This is a genomic window from Clostridium sp. Marseille-Q2269 (assembly GCF_943736985.1).
Classification (GTDB): domain Bacteria; phylum Bacillota; class Clostridia; order Clostridiales; family Clostridiaceae; genus Clostridium_F.
Genome location: NZ_CALSFS010000003.1, coordinates 129,312 through 150,687, shown reverse-complemented (window position 1 = coordinate 150,687; position 21,376 = coordinate 129,312). Strand labels below are relative to the sequence as shown.

The 21,376-nt window shown below is 33.5% G+C and carries 27 protein-coding genes; all 27 read right to left on the bottom strand.

From position 1 onward, the window contains the following. Nucleotides 1-7: 7 nt before the first annotated feature. A complete protein-coding gene (gene rpmD, locus NGI68_RS06820) occupies nucleotides 8-187 on the bottom strand; it encodes a 50S ribosomal protein L30 (protein ID WP_251860728.1) in 180 nt (59 codons plus the stop codon). A 13-nt stretch (nucleotides 188-200) separates the two neighbouring features. Continuing rightward, complete coding sequence (gene rpsE / locus NGI68_RS06815; RefSeq protein WP_251860727.1) at nucleotides 201-698, bottom strand: 30S ribosomal protein S5; 498 nt, start codon at nucleotides 696-698, stop codon at nucleotides 201-203. 17 nt (nucleotides 699-715) lie between these two features. Further along, nucleotides 716-1,075 carry a 50S ribosomal protein L18 gene (gene rplR / locus NGI68_RS06810; RefSeq protein ID WP_251860726.1) on the bottom strand — a complete coding sequence of 120 codons (360 nt, stop codon included), beginning with the start codon at nucleotides 1,073-1,075 and terminating at the stop codon, nucleotides 716-718. A gap of 18 nt (nucleotides 1,076-1,093) precedes the next feature. Beyond that, the gene (rplF, locus tag NGI68_RS06805) at nucleotides 1,094-1,636 is read right to left on the bottom strand and encodes a 50S ribosomal protein L6 (protein ID WP_251860725.1); all 543 of its coding nucleotides are present in this window, start codon (nucleotides 1,634-1,636) and stop codon (nucleotides 1,094-1,096) included. A 23-nt stretch (nucleotides 1,637-1,659) separates the two neighbouring features. Continuing rightward, nucleotides 1,660-2,058: a 30S ribosomal protein S8 gene (gene rpsH / locus NGI68_RS06800; RefSeq protein ID WP_251860724.1), complete on the bottom strand. Its 399-nt coding sequence runs from the start codon at nucleotides 2,056-2,058 to the stop codon at nucleotides 1,660-1,662. A gap of 29 nt (nucleotides 2,059-2,087) precedes the next feature. After that, the gene (locus NGI68_RS06795) at nucleotides 2,088-2,273 is read right to left on the bottom strand and encodes a type Z 30S ribosomal protein S14 (RefSeq protein ID WP_251860723.1); all 186 of its coding nucleotides are present in this window, start codon (nucleotides 2,271-2,273) and stop codon (nucleotides 2,088-2,090) included. Nucleotides 2,274-2,289: 16 nt separating this feature from the next. Then, nucleotides 2,290-2,832, bottom strand: coding sequence for a 50S ribosomal protein L5 (gene rplE / locus NGI68_RS06790; protein WP_251860722.1), 543 nt, complete (start codon nucleotides 2,830-2,832; stop codon nucleotides 2,290-2,292). Nucleotides 2,833-2,854: 22 nt separating this feature from the next. Then, nucleotides 2,855-3,172 (bottom strand): 50S ribosomal protein L24, encoded by a 318-nt coding sequence (gene rplX, locus NGI68_RS06785; protein ID WP_251860721.1) that lies wholly within the window; start codon nucleotides 3,170-3,172, stop codon nucleotides 2,855-2,857. A gap of 23 nt (nucleotides 3,173-3,195) precedes the next feature. Further along, a complete protein-coding gene (rplN, locus tag NGI68_RS06780) occupies nucleotides 3,196-3,564 on the bottom strand; it encodes a 50S ribosomal protein L14 (protein WP_251860720.1) in 369 nt (122 codons plus the stop codon). 34 nt (nucleotides 3,565-3,598) lie between these two features. Further along, on the bottom strand, nucleotides 3,599-3,853 hold the full coding sequence (gene rpsQ, locus NGI68_RS06775; RefSeq protein ID WP_251860719.1) for a 30S ribosomal protein S17: 255 nt from the start codon (nucleotides 3,851-3,853) through the stop codon (nucleotides 3,599-3,601). Between the two features lie 21 nt (nucleotides 3,854-3,874). Continuing rightward, on the bottom strand, nucleotides 3,875-4,087 hold the full coding sequence (gene rpmC / locus NGI68_RS06770; RefSeq protein WP_003357691.1) for a 50S ribosomal protein L29: 213 nt from the start codon (nucleotides 4,085-4,087) through the stop codon (nucleotides 3,875-3,877). After that, complete coding sequence (gene rplP, locus NGI68_RS06765) at nucleotides 4,077-4,520, bottom strand: 50S ribosomal protein L16 (RefSeq protein WP_251860718.1); 444 nt, start codon at nucleotides 4,518-4,520, stop codon at nucleotides 4,077-4,079. The genes rpmC and rplP overlap by 11 nt, the downstream gene beginning before the upstream one ends. A gap of 17 nt (nucleotides 4,521-4,537) precedes the next feature. After that, nucleotides 4,538-5,209 carry a 30S ribosomal protein S3 gene (gene rpsC, locus NGI68_RS06760; protein ID WP_251860717.1) on the bottom strand — a complete coding sequence of 224 codons (672 nt, stop codon included), beginning with the start codon at nucleotides 5,207-5,209 and terminating at the stop codon, nucleotides 4,538-4,540. Nucleotides 5,210-5,226: 17 nt separating this feature from the next. Beyond that, nucleotides 5,227-5,562 (bottom strand): 50S ribosomal protein L22, encoded by a 336-nt coding sequence (gene rplV, locus NGI68_RS06755; RefSeq protein WP_251860716.1) that lies wholly within the window; start codon nucleotides 5,560-5,562, stop codon nucleotides 5,227-5,229. Nucleotides 5,563-5,583: 21 nt separating this feature from the next. Further along, nucleotides 5,584-5,868, bottom strand: coding sequence for a 30S ribosomal protein S19 (gene rpsS, locus NGI68_RS06750; protein WP_251860715.1), 285 nt, complete (start codon nucleotides 5,866-5,868; stop codon nucleotides 5,584-5,586). Between the two features lie 67 nt (nucleotides 5,869-5,935). Further along, complete coding sequence (gene rplB / locus NGI68_RS06745) at nucleotides 5,936-6,769, bottom strand: 50S ribosomal protein L2 (protein WP_251860714.1); 834 nt, start codon at nucleotides 6,767-6,769, stop codon at nucleotides 5,936-5,938. Between the two features lie 54 nt (nucleotides 6,770-6,823). After that, nucleotides 6,824-7,117, bottom strand: coding sequence for a 50S ribosomal protein L23 (gene rplW, locus NGI68_RS06740; protein ID WP_251860713.1), 294 nt, complete (start codon nucleotides 7,115-7,117; stop codon nucleotides 6,824-6,826). Further along, nucleotides 7,117-7,737: a 50S ribosomal protein L4 gene (gene rplD, locus NGI68_RS06735; RefSeq protein WP_251860712.1), complete on the bottom strand. Its 621-nt coding sequence runs from the start codon at nucleotides 7,735-7,737 to the stop codon at nucleotides 7,117-7,119. The genes rplW and rplD overlap by 1 nt, the downstream gene beginning before the upstream one ends. Nucleotides 7,738-7,761: 24 nt before the next feature. Further along, nucleotides 7,762-8,391, bottom strand: coding sequence for a 50S ribosomal protein L3 (rplC, locus tag NGI68_RS06730; protein ID WP_251860711.1), 630 nt, complete (start codon nucleotides 8,389-8,391; stop codon nucleotides 7,762-7,764). Nucleotides 8,392-8,476: 85 nt separating this feature from the next. Continuing rightward, nucleotides 8,477-8,785, bottom strand: coding sequence for a 30S ribosomal protein S10 (gene rpsJ, locus NGI68_RS06725; RefSeq protein WP_053468852.1), 309 nt, complete (start codon nucleotides 8,783-8,785; stop codon nucleotides 8,477-8,479). 400 nt (nucleotides 8,786-9,185) lie between these two features. Further along, entirely contained in the window at nucleotides 9,186-10,379 is a 1,194-nt protein-coding gene (tuf, locus tag NGI68_RS06720) for an elongation factor Tu (RefSeq protein WP_251860710.1), read from the bottom strand. A 35-nt stretch (nucleotides 10,380-10,414) separates the two neighbouring features. Further along, a complete protein-coding gene (gene fusA / locus NGI68_RS06715; protein ID WP_286010089.1) occupies nucleotides 10,415-12,484 on the bottom strand; it encodes an elongation factor G in 2,070 nt (689 codons plus the stop codon). Between the two features lie 72 nt (nucleotides 12,485-12,556). Further along, nucleotides 12,557-13,027 carry a 30S ribosomal protein S7 gene (gene rpsG / locus NGI68_RS06710; protein WP_251860709.1) on the bottom strand — a complete coding sequence of 157 codons (471 nt, stop codon included), beginning with the start codon at nucleotides 13,025-13,027 and terminating at the stop codon, nucleotides 12,557-12,559. A 159-nt stretch (nucleotides 13,028-13,186) separates the two neighbouring features. After that, the gene (rpsL, locus tag NGI68_RS06705; protein ID WP_251860708.1) at nucleotides 13,187-13,564 is read right to left on the bottom strand and encodes a 30S ribosomal protein S12; all 378 of its coding nucleotides are present in this window, start codon (nucleotides 13,562-13,564) and stop codon (nucleotides 13,187-13,189) included. Between the two features lie 75 nt (nucleotides 13,565-13,639). Continuing rightward, complete coding sequence (locus NGI68_RS06700; RefSeq protein WP_251860707.1) at nucleotides 13,640-13,879, bottom strand: ribosomal L7Ae/L30e/S12e/Gadd45 family protein; 240 nt, start codon at nucleotides 13,877-13,879, stop codon at nucleotides 13,640-13,642. A 123-nt stretch (nucleotides 13,880-14,002) separates the two neighbouring features. Then, nucleotides 14,003-17,539, bottom strand: coding sequence for a DNA-directed RNA polymerase subunit beta' (rpoC, locus tag NGI68_RS06695; protein WP_251860706.1), 3,537 nt, complete (start codon nucleotides 17,537-17,539; stop codon nucleotides 14,003-14,005). A gap of 20 nt (nucleotides 17,540-17,559) precedes the next feature. Then, nucleotides 17,560-21,285 (bottom strand): DNA-directed RNA polymerase subunit beta, encoded by a 3,726-nt coding sequence (gene rpoB / locus NGI68_RS06690; protein WP_251860705.1) that lies wholly within the window; start codon nucleotides 21,283-21,285, stop codon nucleotides 17,560-17,562. Nucleotides 21,286-21,376 lie beyond the last annotated feature (91 nt).

Genomic DNA, 21,376 nt, shown 5'->3' with positions numbered 1-21,376 from the left:
CCTCTTACTATGCTTCTTCTACTTTTAATAAGTAACTTACCTTTTTTATCATTCCACTTATTTGAGGAGTTTCCTCATGCTCAACTATGCTTCCAATTTTCTTTAGTCCTAGAGCATTAACAGTAGCTATTTGATCTTTCTTTCTACCTATTAAGCTCTTAACTAATGTTATTTTAACTTTACCCACGGCCAGTTACCTCCTAACCTAAAATCTCTTCTACAGTCTTACCTCTAAGTTTAGCTATGTCTTCAACTGTTCTTAATCTTGCTAATCCGTCTATTGTAGCATTAACCATATTTCTTGGATTGTTAGAACCTTTTGATTTAGCTCTAACGTCTTTTAATCCAGCAAGTTCTAGTACGGCTCTAACAGGACCACCTGCTATAACTCCTGTACCTTCATTAGCTGTCATTATAAGAACTTCTCCCTTACCGAATCTTCCGATTATATCGTGTGGTACTGTAGTTCCTACTGTTTTAACTTCAACTATGTTCTTTTTAGCATCTTCTATTGCTTTTCTTATTGCTTCAGGTATTTCTATAGATTTTCCTGTACCAACACCAACGTGTCCTGCTTCGTCTCCAACAACAACTAGTACGCTAAATCTAAAGTTTCTACCACCTTTAACAACCTTAGCAACTCTGTTTATATGAACAACTTTTTCTTTTAAATTTAAAGTGCTAGGATCAATTCTCATTTATTTCCCTCCTTTTTTTAAAAATCAAGACCCGCTTCTCTTGCACCTTCAGCAAGTTCTTTAACTCTTCCGTGATATATAAATCCGCCTCTGTCAAATACAACAGATTTGATTCCTTTTTCTAACGCTTTTTCAGCTACCATTTTTCCAACTAATTTAGCGCCTTCTTTGTTGCTTCCTAAAGCATCGAATCCTTTTTCTGAACTTGATGCAGCAACCAATGTTTTTCCATCTACATCATCTATTAATTGAGCATATATATGTTTTTCACTTCTATATACTGATAGTCTTGGACGTTCAGCTGTTCCAAAAATCTTTTTACGAACTCTCATATGACGTCTTGATCTTGATTTAGATCTATCATTCTTCTTAAACATAGATTTCACTCCTTTCTGTTATTTCTTACCAGTCTTACCTTCCTTACGTCTTATAACTTCATTTTCGTATTTAATTCCTTTTCCTTTGTAAGGTTCAGGTTTTCTCCATTTTCTTATATCTGCGGCTACAGCACCTACTAATTCTTTATCTATACCTTTTACTTTTACTTTAGTTCCACCTTCAACTTCAAAATCAACGCCTGGAACTGCTTCTATTTCAACTGGATGTGAGAATCCAAGGTTAAGCACTAATTTCTTTCCTTGTAATTGTGCTCTATAACCAACACCTACTAATTCTAATGCTTTAATGTAACCTTCGTTAACTCCTGTTACCATATTGTTTATTAAAGCTCTTGTTAAACCATGAAGAGCTCTTACATCCTTATGGTCATTATCTCTAGTTACAACTACTGAATTATCTTCTACTGCTATGTTTACTTTTTTATTCATAGCTTTTACTAACTCACCCTTTGGTCCTTTTACAGTAACAACGTTATCTGGTGTTACTGTAACAGTTACTCCATTAGGGATAGCTACTGGAAGTTTTCCTACTCTTGACATTTATTGCACCTCCTATTCTCCAATTACCATATGTAGCAAAGTACTTCTCCGCCAACGCTTAATTTTCTTGCTTCTCTATCTGTAACAATTCCTTTAGAAGTAGAAACTATAGCTACTCCTAGACCGTTTAAAACTTTAGGAGTTTCATCTTTTCTACAATAAACTCTCAAACCTGGTTTTGATATTCTCTTAAGACCAGTTATTATTCTTTCTTTATTTTGTCCGTATTTCATTGTGATTCTTAACATATCTACAGAACCATCTCTATATTCTTCTAAATCTCTTATATAACCTTCTGTAAGCAATATATTTGCTATGGCTTTTTTTATGTTAGATGAAGGAACTTCTACTACTTCATGTCTAACTATATTTGCATTTCTTATACGTGTTAATAAATCTGCTATTGGATCAGACATTACCATTTATTTTGCCTCCTTTCGCTTTTCAAATATTACCAGCTGGCTTTTTTGCATCCAGGTATCTCACCTTTGTAAGCAAGCTCTCTAAAACATATACGACAGATACCGTATTTTTTTAATACCGCATGTGGTCTTCCACAAATTCTGCATCTTGTATAAGCTCTACTTGAATATTTAGGTGTTTTATTCCATTTTTCTATTAAAGCTTTACGTGCCATAGATTTCCCTCCTTAATTAACGAACAAATGGCATTCCAAGGAATCTTAATAGTTCTGTTGCTTCCTCGTCAGTCTTTGCAGTTGTTACAAAAATTATATCCATACCTCTAATTTTATCAATCTTATCATATTCTATTTCTGGAAATATTAATTGTTCTTTTATTCCTATTGCATAGTTTCCTCTTCCATCAAATGATTTGCTTGAAACTCCGCTGAAATCTCTAACTCTAGGTAGAGCTACATTTATTAACTTATCTGCAAATTCATACATGTTTTGCTTTCTTAATGTAACCTTGCATCCTAGTGGCATGTTTTCTCTTATTTTAAAATTAGCTACTGATTTTTTGGCCTTAGTTAATATTGGCTTTTGACCAGTTATTTTAGCTAAATCTTCTACTGCTGCTTCAAGAGATTTTTGGTTCTCTTTAGCTTCACCAACACCCATGTTGATAACTATTTTTTCAAGTTTTGGTACTTCCATTATATTTTTATATCCGAACTTATCCATTAAAGCTGAAACTACTTCTTTTTCATACTTTTCTTGTAATCTTGGCATCATCCTTTATACCTCCTTTCAAGAATTAAAATGTTTCTCCGCACTTTTTGCATATTCTTACCTTTGTTCCATCTTCTAAAATCTTGTTACTGATTCTAGTAGCTGTTTTGCATTTATCGCAATATAGCATTACTTTTGAGCTAAATATTGGGGCTTCTTTATGTATTATTCCACCCTGCATATTTTCTCTATTTGGTTTTTGATGTTTAGTTACTACATTTACATCTTTAACTACTACTTTACCTTTTTTTGGTATTACAGATAAAACTTCTCCAATTTTGCCTTTATCTTTACCAGATATAACAACAACTGTATCTTTTTTTCTTACATGTATTTTGCTCATTATTTAGCCACCTCCTTGTATTATTATAAAACTTCAGGTGCTAATGATAGTATTTTATTGAACTCTTTATCTCTTAGCTCCCTTGCAACTGGTCCAAAAATACGAGTTCCTTTTGGGTTTTTATCATCTTTTATTATAACTGCTGCATTTTCATCAAATTTTATGTAAGAACCATCTGCTCTTCTCAATCCTTTAACTGATCTTACGATAACAGCCTTTACAACTTCACCTTTTTTAACAACACCGCCTGGTGTTGCACTTTTAACACTAGCAACTATTACATCTCCGATATTTCCCCATTTTCTGTGGGAACCACCTAAAACTCTTATACACATAATTTCCTTTGCTCCGGAATTATCTGCTACCTTTAATTTTGTTTGTTGCTGAATCATGTAAAATACCCTCCTTTCGGCTTCTTGCTACAAACTATTTAGCTTTTTCTACTATTTCAACAAGTCTCCATCTTTTTTGTTTTGATAATGGTCTTGTTTCCATTATTGATACTCTATCATTTATATTAGCTTCATTGTTTTCATCATGAGCCTTAAATTTAGTAGTTCTATTCATTGTTTTTCCATATAATGGATGGCGAACTTTTGTTTCTACTGCAACAACTATTGTCTTATCCATTTTATTTGAAACTACTCTACCGATTCTTGTCTTTCTATTTGATCTTTCCACAGGATTTACCTCCCTTCAGTTTTACTGTTGATATGCTCTTATTTCTTCTTCTCTTAAGATAGTTTTAATTTGAGCTATTGATTTCTTTACTTCTCTAATTCTCATTGGATTTTCTAACTGACCTGTAGCTAATTGAAATCTTAAATTAAATAATTCCGCTTTTAGATCATTCAACTTTGATTGTAACTCTTGTGGGCTGCTTTTTCTTAATTCTTGTAATTCTCTAGCCTTCATTTACTTCACCACCCATTTCTTCAAAATCTCTTCTTGTTACAAACTTAGTTTTAACTGGTAGTTTGTGTGAAGCAAGTCTCATAGCTTCTCTTGCAACGGCCTCACTTACACCGGAGATTTCAAATAAAACTCTACCTGGTTTTACAACAGCTACCCAGTATTCTGGTGAACCTTTACCAGAACCCATACGTGTTTCTGCTGGTTTTTCTGTTACAGGCTTATCTGGGAAGATTTTTATCCAAACCTTTCCTCCTCTTTTAACGTATCTATTGATAGCTATTCTAGCAGCTTCAATTTGGTTGCTTGTAATCCAACCACATTCAGTTGCTTGTATTCCGAAATCACCGTATGCTATGAAGTTACCTCTTGTAGCTTTACCCTTCATTCTGCCACGTTGTACTTTACGACGCTTAACTCTTTTAGGCATTAACATATGTTATTCCTCCTTCCCTATGCGTTAGCTTCTTCCTTTTCATTGATATTCTTTCTAGCTGGAAGAACTTCTCCTTTATATATCCAAACTTTAACTCCAATTTTACCATAAGTAGTATCAGCTTCAGCAAATCCATAATCGATATCTGCTCTTAAAGTTTGTAGTGGAATTGTTCCTTCATGATATTGCTCTGTTCTAGCAATTTCTGCTCCACCAAGTCTTCCTGAACAAGATGTTTTTATACCTTTAATACCTGTTCTCATTGATCTTTGTATAGATTGTTTCATAGCTCTTCTGAAAGCTATTCTTTTTTCTAATTGTTGAGCTATATTTTCAGCTACTAATTGAGCATCTGCTTCAGGTCTTTTTACTTCTACAATATTAATTAAAATATTTTTGCTTGAAACTATTTGTTGTAGTTTATTCTTTAGTGATTCAATTCCTTGACCACCTTTTCCTATAATCATACCTGGTTTAGCAGTATATATATTTAATTTTATTCTTTTTGCTGCTCTTTCGATTTCTATCCTAGATACCCCAGCTGCATAAGAATGTTTCTTAACAAAATTTCTTATCTTGTGGTCTTCTATTAGGTTATCAGCAAAATTTTTCTTATCAGCATACCATTTAGCATCCCATTCTTTAATTACGCCGACTCTTAGGCCGTGTGGATGTACTTTTTGACCCATCGAATTCCCTCCTCTTCTTAAATTCTCTCTTTAACAACTAAAGTTAAATGACTTGTTCTCTTTCTTATTCTAAATGCTCTACCTTGAGCATGTGGTTGATATCTTTTTAATGTTGGTCCTGGACCTACATGTGTTTCTGATATATATAAATTATTAGCATCTAAGCTTAAATTATTTTCTGCATTTGCAACAGCTGATTTTAAAGCTTTGTAAATTACTTCAGCTGCATCCTTTGGAGTATACTTTAATATAGCAAATGCTTCATTAACATCTTTTCCTCTTACTAAGTCAAGAACAACCCCAATCTTGCTTGGAGACATTCTCACATATCTAACTATAGCCTTAGCTTCCATTGATCTTTACCTCCTTTCGGCTTATCTTAAACGAGATGATTTTTCTGACTTGTCATCATGTCCTCTGTAAGTTCTAGTAAGAACAAATTCTCCTAATTTGTGTCCTACCATGTCTTCACTTACATAAACAGGAACATGTTTTCTTCCATCATGAACAGCAATAGTATGACCGATCATTTGTGGAAATATTGTTGAAGTTCTTGACCAAGTCTTTAAAACTTTCTTTTCTCCATTTTTGTTCATTTCGTTTATTCTCTTTAAAAGTACCTCTTGAATGTATGGTCCTTTTTTAACTGATCTACTCACTATATTTGCCTCCCTTCGCGCAATCATATGATTACAAGATTGAAGAGAATATCATATTCTCTTCAATCTATTTATCATTTCTTCTCTTAACAATAAATCTATCAGAGTATTTCTTATTCTTTCTTGTTTTGTATCCAAGAGCTGGTTTACCCCATGGAGTACGTGGACTTGGATGTCCGATAGGAGATCTACCTTCACCACCACCGTGTGGATGGTCATTAGGGTTCATTACAGAACCTCTTACTGTAGGTCTTGTTCCCATATGTCTTTTTCTTCCCGCTTTACCTATGTTAACAATTTCGTTTGTTTGGTTAGACACAACACCTATAGTTGCTCTACATTCAACTCTTATGTATCTAACTTCTCCACTAGGTAATCTTACTTGAGAATAGTCTCCTTCTTTAGCCATAAGTTGTGCTGAGTTACCTGCTGATCTAACAAGTTGAGCTCCTTTTCCAGGTGCTAACTCTATGTTGTGGATAACAGTACCTACTGGAATATTTTTTATAGGTAAACAGTTACCTACTTTTATATCTGATTCTGATCCAGATACTACTGTATCTCCTACTTTTAATCCAACTGGCGCTATGATATATTTCTTTTCACCATCAGAGTATACTACAAGCGCTATAAATGCTGTTCTATTTGGATCATATTCTACACTAACAACTTTAGCTGGAATATTGTCCTTATTTCTCTTAAAATCTATTATTCTATATTTTCTTTTAGCTCCGCCACCAATATGACGAACTGTTATTTTACCATTTGCGTTTCTTCCACCACTTTTCTTTAATGAAACAAGAAGTGACTTTTCTGGTGTGCTTGTTGTTATTTCTTCAAAAGTACACATAGTCATTTCTCTTCTTGTAGGAGTGGTAGGTCTAAAACCTTTAACAGCCATTTGTTTCCCTCCTTCTTCAGCTTATCTGGCTCTCACCAATAACGGCTTTATTGTTTATAGTCCTTCGAAGAATTCAATTGTTTTACTATCTTCTGTTAACTTAACAATAGCTTTTTTATAATCTGGTCTTTTTCCTATATGGACACCAACTCTTTTAGTTTTTCCCATAATTCTAGCTGTTTTAACATCTTCAACTTTAACATCGAATATTGTTTCAATAGCATTTTTAATTTGAGATTTGTTGGCATGTATATCCACTACAAAGGTGTACTTTTTATCAGACATTGAAGCCATTGTTTTTTCAGTAATAAGAGGTCTTCTTATTATATCGTAGTTAGTTAGCTTCATTATGCATACACCTCCTCAATTTTGGATACAGCATCCTTAGTTATAACAACTTTATCATATTTTAATACATCATATACGTTAATGTTGTTTACTGGAATAATCTGTACTCCTTCAATGTTTCTTGCTGATTTATAAACATTTTCTTCAGCATTGTTTGTAATAATTAAAGTTTTCTTTGCATCAAACCCATTAAGCATTTTAACTACTTCTTTAGTTTTTGGTGTTTCTAATTTTATATTATCAACAACTACCATTAAATTTTCGTTAACTTTTGAAGTTAATGCTGATTTTATAGCAACCTTCTTCATTGATTTAGGGATTGACATTCTGTAGTTTCTTGGCTTTGGTGCAAAAACAACTCCACCATGTATCCATTGTGGTGCTCTTATAGAACCTTGTCTTGCTCTACCTGTTCCCTTTTGTCTCCAAGGCTTTATTCCGCCTCCTGAAACCTCAGCTCTTGTTTTAGCTGATTGAGTTCCTTGTCTTTTATTTGCTAGCAATGCTTTTACTACTTGATGCATAGCATATGTATTTACCTCTACACCAAATACGCTATCTGCTAATTGTAAATCTCCAACTTTTTCTCCGTTTTGGTTAAATAAATCTACTTTAGGCATTCTGCATCCTCCTTTCTACTTAAATTAAGCCTTAACTGTATTTCTTATTTGTACTAAACCTTTATTTGGTCCTGGTACTCCGCCTTTTATTAATATTAGATTTTTTTCAGGTATTATTCTAACAACTTCAAGATTTAAAACTGTTGTTTTAACATTACCCATATGTCCTGGCATTCTCTTATTTTTAAATGTTCTTGATGGATCTGAAGACGCACCCATTGAACCAACTGCTCTATGGAATTTTGAACCGTGACTCATTGGTCCTCTGTGAGCATTCCATCTTCTTATTGTTCCTTGGAATCCCTTACCTTTAGAAACTCCTGATATGTCAACTCTTTCTCCTGCTTGAAAAACGTCTGCTTTTATTTCTTGACCTATTTCAAAGCTGTTTGAATCTTCTAGTTTAAATTCTTTTATATGTCTTTTAAGTGAAACACCTGCTTTTGCAAAGTGTCCTTTTACTGGTTTGCTTCTTAATTTTTCTCTTATATCACCAAAAGCAACTTGTATTGCTTCGTAGCCGTCCTTTTCTACAGTTTTCTTTTGGATAACTGTACATGGACCTGCTTCTATTACAGTAACTGGTATAACCTTACCATTTTCATTGAATATTTGAGTCATACCAAGTTTTTTACCTAATATAGCTTTTTTCATTTCTTTGCACCTCCTCAACATATTAGCGGATCACATCTATTAATGCAATCATAATAGTTAGTAATAGATTTCTCTATTACCTAAATTATAGTTTTATTTCTATATCTACTCCAGCTGGTAAGTCTAATCTCATTAATGCATCAACAGTTTTTGGTGATGGACTAATTATGTCGATTAGTCTTTTATGAGTTCTTATTTCGAACTGTTCTCTAGAGTCTTTGTATTTATGTGGAGCTCTTAAGATAGTAACAACATCTTTTTCTGTTGGTAGAGGTACTGGACCTGCAACCTTAGCTCCTGTTGTCTTAGCAGTTTCTACGATTTTTAAAGCTGATTGATCTAACAAACTATGATCAAATGCTTTTAATCTTATTCTTATTTTTTGTTTTGCCATTTAGTGTTCCCTCCTTTTCTGGTACGTTTCACTTATTACGCACAACAGCGGAAATATTCTGTAAACTGTTCCAGGTGTTCCATATTTTTTTATGAACACAGCATCGGAATTATGATTAACAGAATAACCGTCGCCAGGTTCTAAACCTTAGCTTGCTTAATCAAGAATTTCCCGTAAGTGCGGCAACCTCTTGAATTATCGCTGTTATTACATTACAACCTCTACAGTATACACTATTTTTTTTATTTTGACAAGTATTTTTAATTTTAAACTTTTGAAATATATTACTACATATTATATATAATTTATTTTTATAAATAGTAAAAGGAAAGAGCGTCCTCTTTCCTTTTATACACTGTATACACTGTATGTTTAAAAATATTAGCCAGCTAATTTAGAATTATTCAGATATAGTTGTAACAACTCCTGAACCTACTGTTCTTCCACCTTCTCTTATAGCGAATCTTAAGTTTTCGTGCATTGCTACTGGTGTGATTAATTCTACTGCCATATCTATATGATCTCCTGGCATTACCATTTCTACGCCTTCTGGTAAGTTGATTGATCCTGTAACGTCTGTTGTTCTGAAATAAAATTGTGGTCTATATCCGTTGAAGAATGGTGTATGTCTTCCGCCTTCTTCTTTCTTTAATACGTATACTTGACCTACGAATTTTTTGTGTGGTGTTACTGAACCTGGTTTTGCTAATACTTGACCTCTTTGGATTTCGTCTCTTTGAATACCTCTTAATAATGCTCCAATGTTGTCTCCTGCCATTGCTTCATCAAGTATTTTTCTGAACATTTCTATTCCTGTACATACTGTTTTTGATATTTCTTCTTTCATTCCTACTAATTCTACTTCATCTCCAGTATGTAGAACTCCTGTTTCAACTCTTCCTGTTGCAACTGTTCCTCTTCCTGTGATTGTAAATACGTCTTCTACTGGCATTAAGAATGGTTGATCTGTTGCTCTTTCTGGTGTTGGAATATAGCTGTCTATTGCTTCCATTAATTCATCTATGCATTTTGTCTTTTCTGCATTGTCTTGGTTTTCTAATACTTCTAATGCTGATCCTACTACGATTGGAGTATCATCTCCTGGGAATCCATATTCATTTAATAATTCTCTTACTTCCATTTCAACTAATTCAATTAATTCTGGATCATCTACTTGGTCTGCTTTATTTAAGAATACTACTATATATTGTACTCCAACTCTTGATGCTAGTAGTATGTGTTCTCTTGTTTGTGGCATTGGACCATCTGCTGCTGATACAACTAAGATCGCTCCATCCATTTGTGCTGCTCCTGTGATCATGTTCTTTACATAATCCGCATGTCCTGGACAATCTACGTGTGCGTAGTGTCTGTTTGCTGTTTCATACTCTACGTGTGATGTATTGATTGTGATTCCTCTTTCTTTTTCTTCTGGAGCTTTATCTATTTCGTCATACTTTGTTGCTGAAGCTCCTCCTTTTTGTGCTAATACTGTTGTTATAGCTGCTGTTAATGTTGTCTTACCGTGGTCTACGTGACCTATTGTTCCTATGTTTACATGAGGTTTGCTTCTTTCAAATTTTGCTTTTGCCATTTTTTATTTCCTCCTTTTTTGTGTTTGTATAATTATTATTTTCTATCTCCAACTACTTTATCCTGAATGCTCTTTGGAACTTCTTCATAATGATCAAATTGCATTACATAATTTCCTCTACCTTGAGTTTTAGATCTTAATGTAGTAGCATATCCAAACATTTCTGAAAGTGGTACAAATGCTCTTATTACTTCTGCACCTGCTCTTGGAGTCATTCCTTCTATTCTACCTCTTCTTGAGTTGATGTCACCTATTACATCGCCCATATATTCTTCTGGTACAACTACTTCAACTTTCATTGAAGGTTCTAATAATACAGCGTCTGCTTTTGCCATAGCGTTTTTGAATGCCATAGAACCTGCAATTTTGAAGGCCATTTCTGATGAATCCACATCATGGTATGATCCATCAAATAATTTAACTTTAAAGTTAATAACAGGATATCCTGCGATTATACCGCTTTGACAAGCTTCTCGAATACCATTGTCAATAGCTGGGATATATTCTTTTGGTATTGCTCCCCCAACTACAGCGTTTTCGAATTCATATTCTCCTTCAGTTGGCATCATTTCTATCCAACAATGTCCGTATTGTCCACGTCCACCTGATTGTCTTACAAACTTACCTTCAGCTTTTACATGCTTTCTGATAGTTTCTTTGTAAGCAACTTGTGGTTGACCTACATTACATTCAACTTTAAATTCTCTTACAAGTCTGTCAACGATTATTTCAAGATGAAGTTCTCCCATACCTGCTATAATTGTTTGACCTGTTTCTTGATTTGTATATGTTCTAAATGTCGGATCTTCTTCTGCAAGTTTTGCTAGAGCTATACCCATTTTTTCTTGACCAGCTTTTGTTTTAGGTTCTATTGATACGTCTATAACTGGTTCTGGGAATTCCATGTTTTCAAGTATGATTGGATCTGCATCATCACAAAGTGTATCTCCTGTAGTTGTATCTTTAAGACCAACTATAGCACCTAATTCTCCAGCCTTTAACTCTTCAACATCTTCTCTATGATTAGCATGCATTTTAACTAGTCTTCCAACTCTTTCTCTCTTACCTTTATTAGAGTTAAATACATATGTACCACTCTTCATTACTCCAGAGTAAATTCTAGTAAATGCTAGTTTACCTATAAATGGATCTGTAGCTATTTTAAATGCTAACGCTGCTAATGGAGCTTTTGCATCTGCAGGTCTTGTAAGTTCTTCACCTGTTGTAGGTTCTGTTCCTTTAACGTCTTCTATATCTAATGGTGAAGGCATAAATTCAACTACAGCATCTAACAATAATTGAACACCTTTATTTTTATAAGCTGATCCGCAAAGAACTGGTACTATTTTATTTGCTAAAACACCTTTTCTTAAAGCTGCTTTTATTTCTTCTACAGAAATTTCTTCACCTTCTAGGTATTTCATCATTATGTCTTCGTCTACTTCAGACACAGCTTCTAATAACATTGTTCTATATTCTTCAGCCATTTCTTTCATATCTTCTGGAATTTCTGTTTCATCCATTACTGTTCCTAAGTCATCTTTGTAGATAACAGCATCATTTTTAACAAGATCTATGATTCCAGCAAATGAATCTTCTGCACCTATTGGTAATTGAAGTGGAATTGCATTTGCATGTAATCTTTCTCTTAATGTTCCTACAGACATTAAGAAGTCTGCACCTAATTTATCCATTTTATTTATAAATACCATTCTTGGTACTTTATAATTATCTGCCTGTCTCCATACTGTTTCAGTTTGTGGTTCAACACCACTTTTAGCATCTAATATTGTTACAGCACCATCTAGTACTCTTAGAGATCTTTCAACTTCAACAGTAAAATCTACGTGTCCTGGTGTATCTATTATGTTTATTTGATGATCTTTCCAAAAACAAGTTGTTGCTGCAGATGTAATTGTTATACCTCTTTCTTGCTCTTGTGCCATCCAGTCCATTGTTGCTGCACCTTCATGGGTTTCACCTATTTTATGAGTTTTTCCTGTATAGAATAATATACGTTCTGTTGCTGTAGTTTTTCCCGCATCTATATGGGCCATAATCCCAATGTTACGGAATTTTGCCAAAGGATATTCTTTGTTCGCCAATTACTTTTCCTCCCATCGTTTTCGAATTCAAATTTGACAAAACTGTTTTGGCACAGCCAAAACAGTTTTGTATTAGTATCTGTAATGTGCGAAAGCTTTGTTTGCTTCTGCCATCTTATGTGTATCTTCTCTTTTCTTAACTGCTGCTCCAGTGTTATTAGATGCATCTAGCAATTCTCCTGCTAGTCTTTCTCTCATGCTTCTTTCGCCTCTTTTTCTAGCGGCAAGTAGCATCCATCTAATTCCTAAAGTCTGTCTTCTTTCTGGTCTAACTTCTATTGGAACTTGATATGTAGCTCCACCTATTCTTCTAGCTTTTACTTCAAGTAAAGGCATTATGTTGTTCATGGCAGTTTCAAAAACTTCCATTGCTTCTTTACCTGATTTTTCTGCTATTATTCCGAAAGCATCGTAGCATATTTTTTGAGCTACTCCTCTTTTACCATCTAACATTATGCTGTTTATTAATTTTGTAACAACCTTACTGTTATATAATGGATCTGGTAATACATCTCTCTTTGCTATATGTCCTTTTCTTGGCACTTTTCTTCCCTCCTTAACATTAAGTTTAAGTTCATAGGTACTCGACATAATCTAGCCGCAAAGCGCTCTGAACTTCTGCAAATTAATATAAACTATAATCTATATAAACGCTGAAGACATAGCACTATCATTCTAAAAAATTACATCAAATACAGTGTACTATTTTTGTTTTGGCTTTTTAGCACCATACTTTGATCTGGATTGCATTCTATTAGCTACTCCAGCTGCATCTAATGCCCCTCTTACGATATGGTATCTTACACCTGGTAAGTCCTTAACTCTTCCGCCTCTTATAAGAACAACACTGTGCTCTTGTAAGTTATGTCCTACTCCTGGTATGTAAGCTGTAACTTCATATCCATTTGTAAGTCTAACCCTTGCAACTTTTCTTAAGGCTGAGTTAGGTTTTTTAGGAGTTGTTGTTTTTACTACTGTACAAACTCCTCTTTTTTGTGGGCATTCTTTTAATGCTGGTGAGTCTGATGCTGATGCTAATGTCTTTCTGCCTTTTCTTACTAATTGGCTAATTGTTGGCATACTTGCACCTCCTTCATAATTAGATAAATAAATTATTCTATAAATACGCCAAATTGGCTACTTATTAGCTAATGATTATTTTAGTAATGCTGCTGTAGCAGCACTTACATCAATACCACAAAGTTTTCCTAATTCCTTCATTGTATCAACCTTTATTATATCTATGGAATTTTCTTCAGCTAATTCTATAAGTGGTTTTATTAAACTTTCGTCAGCATCATTAGATACATATAAAGTTTTAACAGTACTGTTCTTTAAAGCTTTAACTGTTTGTTTAACCCCTACAACTTTATTGCCTTTAAGTCTGTCAATCATCGTTGACTTCCTCCTAAATTCCATTAATAAGGAAACAAAGTAATAACTTTGCTTCCTTCATTAAAACATATAACAGGTGTATTTTATCATTTTGAAACTACAATGTCAATAAATTTATATAGTCTATACTTCTACTGAATCTGCTAAATCTTCTTCCATATTTTCATCATCGGTATTTATTTGAATAGATCTATATCTTGTCATACCTGTACCTGCAGGTATTAATTTACCGATAATTACATTTTCCTTTAATCCCAATAACGGATCAATTTTCCCTTTAATAGCAGCATCTGTAAGAACTCTTGTTGTTTCTTGGAATGATGCAGCTGATAAGAAAGAATCTGTAGCTAAGGCAGCCTTTGTTATTCCCAATAAGGCTATTCTACCTACTGCTGGTTCTTTACCTTTTTCTAATATTTTTTTATTGGCATCTTCAAAGTCAAAAATATCTATCATAGTTCCTGGTAATAATTCAGTGTCTCCTGAATCCTCAATTTTTATTTTTCTTGTCATTTGTCTAACAACCACTTCAAGATGCTTATCATTTATATCAACACCTTGTAATCTATAAACTTTTTGAACTTCTGATAGAAGATAATTCTTAACTCCGTCAACACCTTTTATTCTTAAAATATCGTGTGGATTTATTGAACCTTCTGTTATTTCATCTCCTGCTGATATAATATCTCCATTTTTAACTTTTATTCTTGAACCAAATGGAATATCATATGAAACTTCTTCACCGTCATTAGTTACAATTATTATTGTTCTCTTTTTCTTAGTTTCTTCCATTTTTACTGTTCCTGAAACTTCACTTACAATAGCCAATCCTTTAGGCTTTCTAGCTTCAAAAAGCTCTTCAACCCTTGGAAGACCTTGAGTTATATCTGCTCCAGCAACTCCCCCTGTATGGAATGTTCTCATTGTAAGCTGAGTTCCTGGTTCACCTATACTTTGAGCAGCAACAATACCAACAGCTTCACCTATATGAATTTTTTGTGATGTAGCCATGTTCATACCATAACATTTAGCGCAAACACCATGTTTTGATCTACAAGTAAATACAGATCTTATCTTAACTTTTTTGATTCCAGCATCTGACACTTTCTTAGCTATATCCTCATTCATATATGTGTTTCTTTTTACTATTATTTCTCCTGTCTCAGGATGAATAATATCTTCTGAAGGGTATCTTCCTGATAATCTTTCAACTAAAGGTTCTATAACTTCATTTCCTTCTTTTATTTCAGATACTTCATATCCTTCTTCTGTTCCACAATCTTCTTCTCTTACTATAACATCTTGTGAAACGTCAACAAGTCTTCTAGTTAGGTATCCTGAATCCGCTGTTTTTAATGCTGTATCGGCGTTACCTTTTCTTGCACCATGTGTTGATATAAAGTATTCTAACACATCTAAGCCTTCTCTAAATGAAGCTTTTATTGGTAACTCTATTATTTTACCTGATGGATTGGCCATAAGACCTCTCATACCAGCTAATTGTTTTATCTGGCTTTTTGAACCTCTGGCTCCTGAATCTGCCATCATGTATATAGGATTAAAACTATCCAAACTTTCCATAAGAGCATTAGCTACATCTTCTGTTGTTTTAGTCCAAAGATCTATAACTTTTTCATATCTCTCATCTTCAGATATAAATCCTCTACGATACATTTTTTGTATTTTTTCTACTTGCTTTTCTGTATTTTCCAGTAATTCTCTTTTAGCTGCTGGAACCACCATATCTGAAGTAGAAATAGTAATAGCTCCTATAGTAGAATAATGATATCCTTTTGCTTTTATCTTATCTAGCATTATAGATGTCTTTGTTGCACCATGTTTCATATAACATCTGTTAATTATTCCGCCTAGTGTTTTTTTAGATACAAGAAAATCTACTTCTAGTTTTAATTTATTTTCAGGAATTGTTCTATCAATATATCCTAAATCTTGTGGTATAGATTCATTGAATATAATTTTTCCTGGTGTTGTTTGTATCAATCCTTCTATAATTTCTCCATCTATAACTTTCTTTAATCTTACTCTTATTTTAGCGTGTATATCAACAGCTTTGCATTGATATGCCATAAGCACTTCTTCTGGACAAGAAAATACTTTTCCTTCACCTTTTACTCCGTCTTTATCCATTGTTAAGTAATAAGAACCTAAAACCATATCCTGTGTAGGCACAGATACTGGTTTACCATCAGATGGTTTTAATATATTATGTGCTGCTAGCATTAAGAATCTAGCTTCTGCTTGAGCCTCAACTGATAAAGGTACGTGAACAGCCATTTGGTCTCCGTCAAAGTCTGCATTATAAGCTGTACATACAAGTGGGTGAAGTTTTATTGCTCTTCCTTCTACTAATACAGGTTGGAAAGCTTGAATTCCCAATCTATGAAGAGTAGGGGCACGGTTTAATAACACTGGATGATCAGAAATAACTTCTTCTAATACATCCCATACTTGTGGTTGAACTCTTTCTACCATTCTCTTAGCACTCTTTATATTATGTGCTAACCCATTTTGAACAAGTTTCTTCATAACAAATGGTTTGAATAATTCAAGAGCCATTTCTTTTGGCAAACCACATTGGTACATTTTTAATTCTGGACCTACTACTATAACTGAACGTCCTGAATAGTCAACACGTTTTCCTAGTAGGTTTTGTCTAAATCTACCTTGCTTACCTTTTAACATATCTGATAATGATTTAAGAGGTCTATTTCCTGGACCTGTTACTGGTCTTCCTCTTCTACCATTGTCTATTAATGCATCTACTGCTTCTTGAAGCATTCTCTTTTCATTTCTTACAATTATGTCTGGAGCACCTAAGTCCAATAACTTCTTCAATCTGTTATTTCTGTTTATAACTCTTCTATATAAATCATTTAAATCAGATGTAGCAAATCTTCCACCATCTAGTTGAACCATTGGTCTTAAATCAGGTGGAATTACTGGTATAACATCTATAACCATCCAATCTGGTCTATTTCCTGATTTTCTAAAAGATTCTACTACCTCTAATCTTCTTATTATTCTAATTTTCTTTTGTCCTGTACTTGTTTTTAAGTCTTCTTTAAGTTCAATAGACGTTTGTTCTAAGTCTATCTCTTCTAAAAGATTCTTTACAGCTTCTGCACCCATTGCAGCAACAAAGCTATCATCTCCATATTTATCTATGGATTCTCTATATTCTTTTTCATTTAATAGCTGCTTCTTCAAAAGAGGTGTTTCCTTTGGATCTAGTACTACATATGAAGCAAAATATAAAACTTTTTCTAAAGCTCTTGGCGACATATCTAGTATTAATCCCATTCTTGATGGAATTCCTTTGAAATACCATATATGAGATACAGGGGCAGCAAGTTCTATATGCCCCATTCTCTCACGTCTTACTTTAGCCTTAGTAACCTCTACTCCGCACCTATCACAAACTATGCCCTTATATCTTATTCTTTTATACTTACCACAATGACATTCCCAGTCCTTCATAGGACCAAAAATTCTTTCACAGAACAAACCGTCTCTTTCTGGCTTTAATGTTCTATAATTTATAGTCTCTGGCTTTTTCACTTCACCTCTTGACCATTCTCTTATCTTTTCTGGTGAAGCTAAACCTATTTGTAAAGCATCAAAATTATTTAACTCAAACAAGGGTATATCCTCCCTTCAAATTAATGTTCATCACCAAAATCATCTAAATCTAAGTCATCTAATGATAACTCTTCTAAATTTGGCTCTACGTCATCTTTTTTCAAGTCATCACAGTCATTATTATCTTCTTCGTAATTTTCTTCTTTTTCTTCTTTGCCTTCTTTTTCTTCTTTGCCTTCTGATTGATTTTCATTACCTTCTATGTTCACTTCTAATTCGTCTGTATCTTCATCTACAGATTCCTTCAATTTTATTTCTTGATTATCATCATTCAATACTTTAACATCTAAACATAATGCTTGTAGTTCTTTTATTAAAACTTTGAAAGATTCAGGAACTCCAGGTTCTGGAATATTTTCTCCTTTTACTATAGCTTCATAAGTCTTAACTCTTCCAACTACATCATCTGATTTTACTGTTAATATTTCTTGAAGAGTATGAGCTGCTCCATAAGCTTCTAAAGCCCATACTTCCATCTCACCAAATCTTTGTCCTCCAAATTGAGCTTTACCTCCTAGAGGTTGTTGAGTTACTAGTGAGTATGGCCCTGTAGATCTAGCATGTATTTTATCGTCAACTAAATGAGCTAGTTTTAGAATGTACATATATCCAACTGTTACCCTACTATCAAACGGTTCTCCTGTTCTTCCATCATATAGAAGAGTTTTTCCATCTTGAGAATAACCGGCCTTTTTCAAACATTCTACTATATCAGATTCTATTGCTCCATCAAAAACTGGTGTAGCTATATGCCAACCTAATTTGCTAGCAGCTAATCCTAAATGAACCTCTAATACCTGACCTATATTCATACGTGATGGTACCCCTAGAGGATTTAAACATATCTGAAGTGGTCTTCCATCTGGTAAGAATGGCATATCTTCCTCTGGTAATACTCTAGAGATAACCCCTTTGTTACCATGTCTTCCTGCCATCTTATCTCCCACAGATATTTTTCTCTTTTGGGCTATATAACATCGAACTAATTTATTAACGCCTGGTGGTAATTCATCACCATTTTCTCTTGTAAATATTTTAACATCAACTATGATTCCCGCTTCTCCGTGAGGAACTCTGAGTGATGTGTCTCTAACTTCTCTTGCTTTTTCTCCGAATATAGCACGAAGTAGTCTTTCTTCAGCAGTCAATTCAGTTTCTCCCTTTGGAGTAACTTTACCTACTAATATATCTCCAGATCTAACTTCAGCACCAATTCTTATAATGCCTCTTTCATCTATATCCTTAAGAGCTTCTTCACCTACATTAGGTATATCTCTTGTTATCTCTTCTGGTCCTAGTTTTGTATCTCTAGCTTCTGCCTCATATTCTTCTATGTGTATAGATGTAAATACATCTTCTCTAACTAATTGTTCTGAGATTAGCATAGCATCCTCGTAATTATATCCTTCCCAGGTTATAAAGCCCATAAGAATATTTTTACCAAGTGCTATTTCTCCAAGATCTGTAGAAGGTCCGTCTGCTAATAAAGTTCCTTTAGCTACTACCTCATCTTTAGAAACAATTGGTCTTTGATTTATGCATGTTCCTTGGTTAGATCTTTTGAATTTTAATAATTTGTATTTATCTATTCCTCCATCGCTATCTCTTCTTACTCTTATTTCATCTGCTGAAACATATACTACTGTTCCTGCATTTTTAGCTTTTGGAAGAACCCCTGAATCAGTAGCAGCTTTATACTCTATACCTGTTCCCACTATTGGAGCTTGTGGCTTTAATAGTGGTACTGCTTGACGTTGCATGTTTGATCCCATAAGAGCACGGCTGGCGTCATCATTTTCAAGGAATGGTATCATTGCAGTTGCAACAGAAACCAACTGTCTTGGTGATATATCCATATATTCAACTTCGCTAACTGGAACTACTAATACTTCCTCTTTAGCTCTAACTGTAACTTTATCATCTAAAAAATATCCATCATCATCAATTGGCTCATCTGATCTAGCTATTACATACAAATCTTCTTCATCTGCTGTCATATATACTATATCATTTGTAGCCCTTTTATTTTTAGGGTCTATTCTTCTATATGGGGTCTCTATAAATCCATATTCATTCACCTTAGCAAATGTAGCTAAAGAGTTTATAAGACCTATGTTTGGCCCTTCTGGAGTTTCTATAGGACACATTCTTCCATAATGTGAATGGTGAACGTCTCTTACTTCAAAACCAGCTCTTTCTCTTGAAAGTCCTCCTGGTCCTAAAGCTGATAACCTTCTTTTATGTGTTAACTCTGATAATGGGTTTGTTTGATCCATAAATTGTGATAATTGTGAACTACCAAAAAATTCTTTAATGGACGCTGCTACAGGTCTGATATTTATTAAGGCTTGTGGAGTTATTACTTCTTGATCTTGAATTGTCATTCTTTCTTTAACAACTCTCTCCATTCTGGATAAACCAATTCTAAATTGATTTTGTAGTAATTCTCCTACTGATCTCAATCTTCTGTTTCCTAAATGATCTATATCATCTTTATAACCAATAGCATAACTTAATCCTAATTCATAATTTATAGTAGCATATATATCTTCTCTTATAATATGTTTAGGTATTAATCTATATATATTCTTTCTTATTTCCTCTTTTATGCTTTCTTCATCATCATAATTGTCTAGTATTTCTTTCAAAACAGGATAGAATACATATTCTTTAATATTTAAATCACTTATATCGAATGAAATCAAACTATGTATGTCTACAAAGTGATTACCAATTACTTTAAATGACTTATCATCTATTTTAATATATACTTCGTTAATACCACAGTTCTGTATTTCAATAGCTTTATCTTTATCTATCTTTTCACCTTTTTGTACTAAAATTTCTCCTGTTTGTAAATTAACTATATCTTGATCTGCAATTTGATTTGTTATTCTTAGATGGATTGCTAATTTCTTATTAAATTTATATCTTCCAACTCTTGATAAATCATATCTTTTAGCATCAAAGAATAAAGATTCAATTAAAGATTCTGCACTATCTACAGTAGGTGGTTCACCTGGTCTTAACCTTTTATATATCTCTAGTAAAGCTTCTTCTCTAGTTTTAGTGTTATCTTTTTCTATTGTAGCTTTTAATCTTTCATCTTCTCCGAAAAATTCTATTATTTCAGCATCTGTTCCATAACCTAATGCCCTTGCTAGTATAGTAATTGGTAATTTTCTTGTTTTGTCAATTCTTACATATATTATGTTGTTTGAATCTGTCTCATATTCTAGCCACGCACCTCTGTTAGGTATAACTGTAGCTGAAAACAATTTGTTTCCTGTTTTATCTACGGTCATATCATAGTAAACACCTGGTGATCTAACTAATTGGCTTACTATAACTCTCTCTGCACCGTTTATTATAAAAGTACCTTGTTCTGTCATTAAAGGGAAATCTCCCATAAAGACTTCTTGTTCTTTTATTTCACCAGTTTCCTTATTTAAAAGTCTAACTTTAACTTTTAATGGTGCTGCATAAGTAGAGTCTCTTTCTTTACACTCTTCAACAGAGTATTTAATACTGTCTAAATCTAGTTTGTATCCTACAAATTCTAAATTTAGATTACCTGTATAATCTTGAATCGGGTTAATGTCTTCAAAAACTTCTTGTAACCCTTCTTTTAAAAACCAATCATATGAGTCTAACTGAACTTCAATAAGATTAGGCATATGTCCAACCTCTTTAAGCCTAGAAAAGCTCATACGAGTCCTTTTGCCAACTTGGACAGGATGTACCATATAATTTCACCCCTTGTATAAACTAAAATAACCAAAAACACTCTTTTAAAATTTAATTTAATATTGTGTTTTTGGATTTCACACATTATTA

What these genes read in the sequence shown, in the direction of transcription:
- rpsE (WP_251860727.1), bottom strand. Translation starts at nt 698, where the DNA reads ATGAGAATTGATCCTAGCACTTTAAATTTAAAAGAAAAAGTTGTTCAT.
- rplR (WP_251860726.1), bottom strand. Translation starts at nt 1,075, where the DNA reads ATGTTTAAGAAGAATGATAGATCTAAATCAAGATCAAGACGTCATATG.
- rplF (WP_251860725.1), bottom strand. Translation starts at nt 1,636, where the DNA reads ATGTCAAGAGTAGGAAAACTTCCAGTAGCTATCCCTAATGGAGTAACT.
- rpsH (WP_251860724.1), bottom strand. Translation starts at nt 2,058, where the DNA reads ATGGTAATGTCTGATCCAATAGCAGATTTATTAACACGTATAAGAAAT.
- NGI68_RS06795 (WP_251860723.1), bottom strand. Translation starts at nt 2,273, where the DNA reads ATGGCACGTAAAGCTTTAATAGAAAAATGGAATAAAACACCTAAATAT.
- rplE (WP_251860722.1), bottom strand. Translation starts at nt 2,832, where the DNA reads ATGATGCCAAGATTACAAGAAAAGTATGAAAAAGAAGTAGTTTCAGCT.
- rplX (WP_251860721.1), bottom strand. Translation starts at nt 3,172, where the DNA reads ATGAGCAAAATACATGTAAGAAAAAAAGATACAGTTGTTGTTATATCT.
- rplN (WP_251860720.1), bottom strand. Translation starts at nt 3,564, where the DNA reads ATGATTCAGCAACAAACAAAATTAAAGGTAGCAGATAATTCCGGAGCA.
- rpmC (WP_003357691.1), bottom strand. Translation starts at nt 4,087, where the DNA reads ATGAAGGCTAGAGAATTACAAGAATTAAGAAAAAGCAGCCCACAAGAG.
- rplP (WP_251860718.1), bottom strand. Translation starts at nt 4,520, where the DNA reads ATGTTAATGCCTAAAAGAGTTAAGCGTCGTAAAGTACAACGTGGCAGA.
- rpsC (WP_251860717.1), bottom strand. Translation starts at nt 5,209, where the DNA reads ATGGGTCAAAAAGTACATCCACACGGCCTAAGAGTCGGCGTAATTAAA.
- rplV (WP_251860716.1), bottom strand. Translation starts at nt 5,562, where the DNA reads ATGGAAGCTAAGGCTATAGTTAGATATGTGAGAATGTCTCCAAGCAAG.
- rplB (WP_251860714.1), bottom strand. Translation starts at nt 6,769, where the DNA reads ATGGCTGTTAAAGGTTTTAGACCTACCACTCCTACAAGAAGAGAAATG.
- rplW (WP_251860713.1), bottom strand. Translation starts at nt 7,117, where the DNA reads ATGAAGCTAACTAACTACGATATAATAAGAAGACCTCTTATTACTGAA.
- rplD (WP_251860712.1), bottom strand. Translation starts at nt 7,737, where the DNA reads ATGCCTAAAGTAGATTTATTTAACCAAAACGGAGAAAAAGTTGGAGAT.
- rplC (WP_251860711.1), bottom strand. Translation starts at nt 8,391, where the DNA reads ATGAAAAAAGCTATATTAGGTAAAAAACTTGGTATGACTCAAATATTC.
- rpsJ (WP_053468852.1), bottom strand. Translation starts at nt 8,785, where the DNA reads ATGGCAAAACAAAAAATAAGAATAAGATTAAAAGCATTTGATCATAGT.
- tuf (WP_251860710.1), bottom strand. Translation starts at nt 10,379, where the DNA reads ATGGCAAAAGCAAAATTTGAAAGAAGCAAACCTCATGTAAACATAGGA.
- rpsL (WP_251860708.1), bottom strand. Translation starts at nt 13,564, where the DNA reads ATGCCAACAATTAGCCAATTAGTAAGAAAAGGCAGAAAGACATTAGCA.
- NGI68_RS06700 (WP_251860707.1), bottom strand. Translation starts at nt 13,879, where the DNA reads ATGATTGACAGACTTAAAGGCAATAAAGTTGTAGGGGTTAAACAAACA.
- rpoB (WP_251860705.1), bottom strand. Translation starts at nt 21,285, where the DNA reads ATGGTACATCCTGTCCAAGTTGGCAAAAGGACTCGTATGAGCTTTTCT.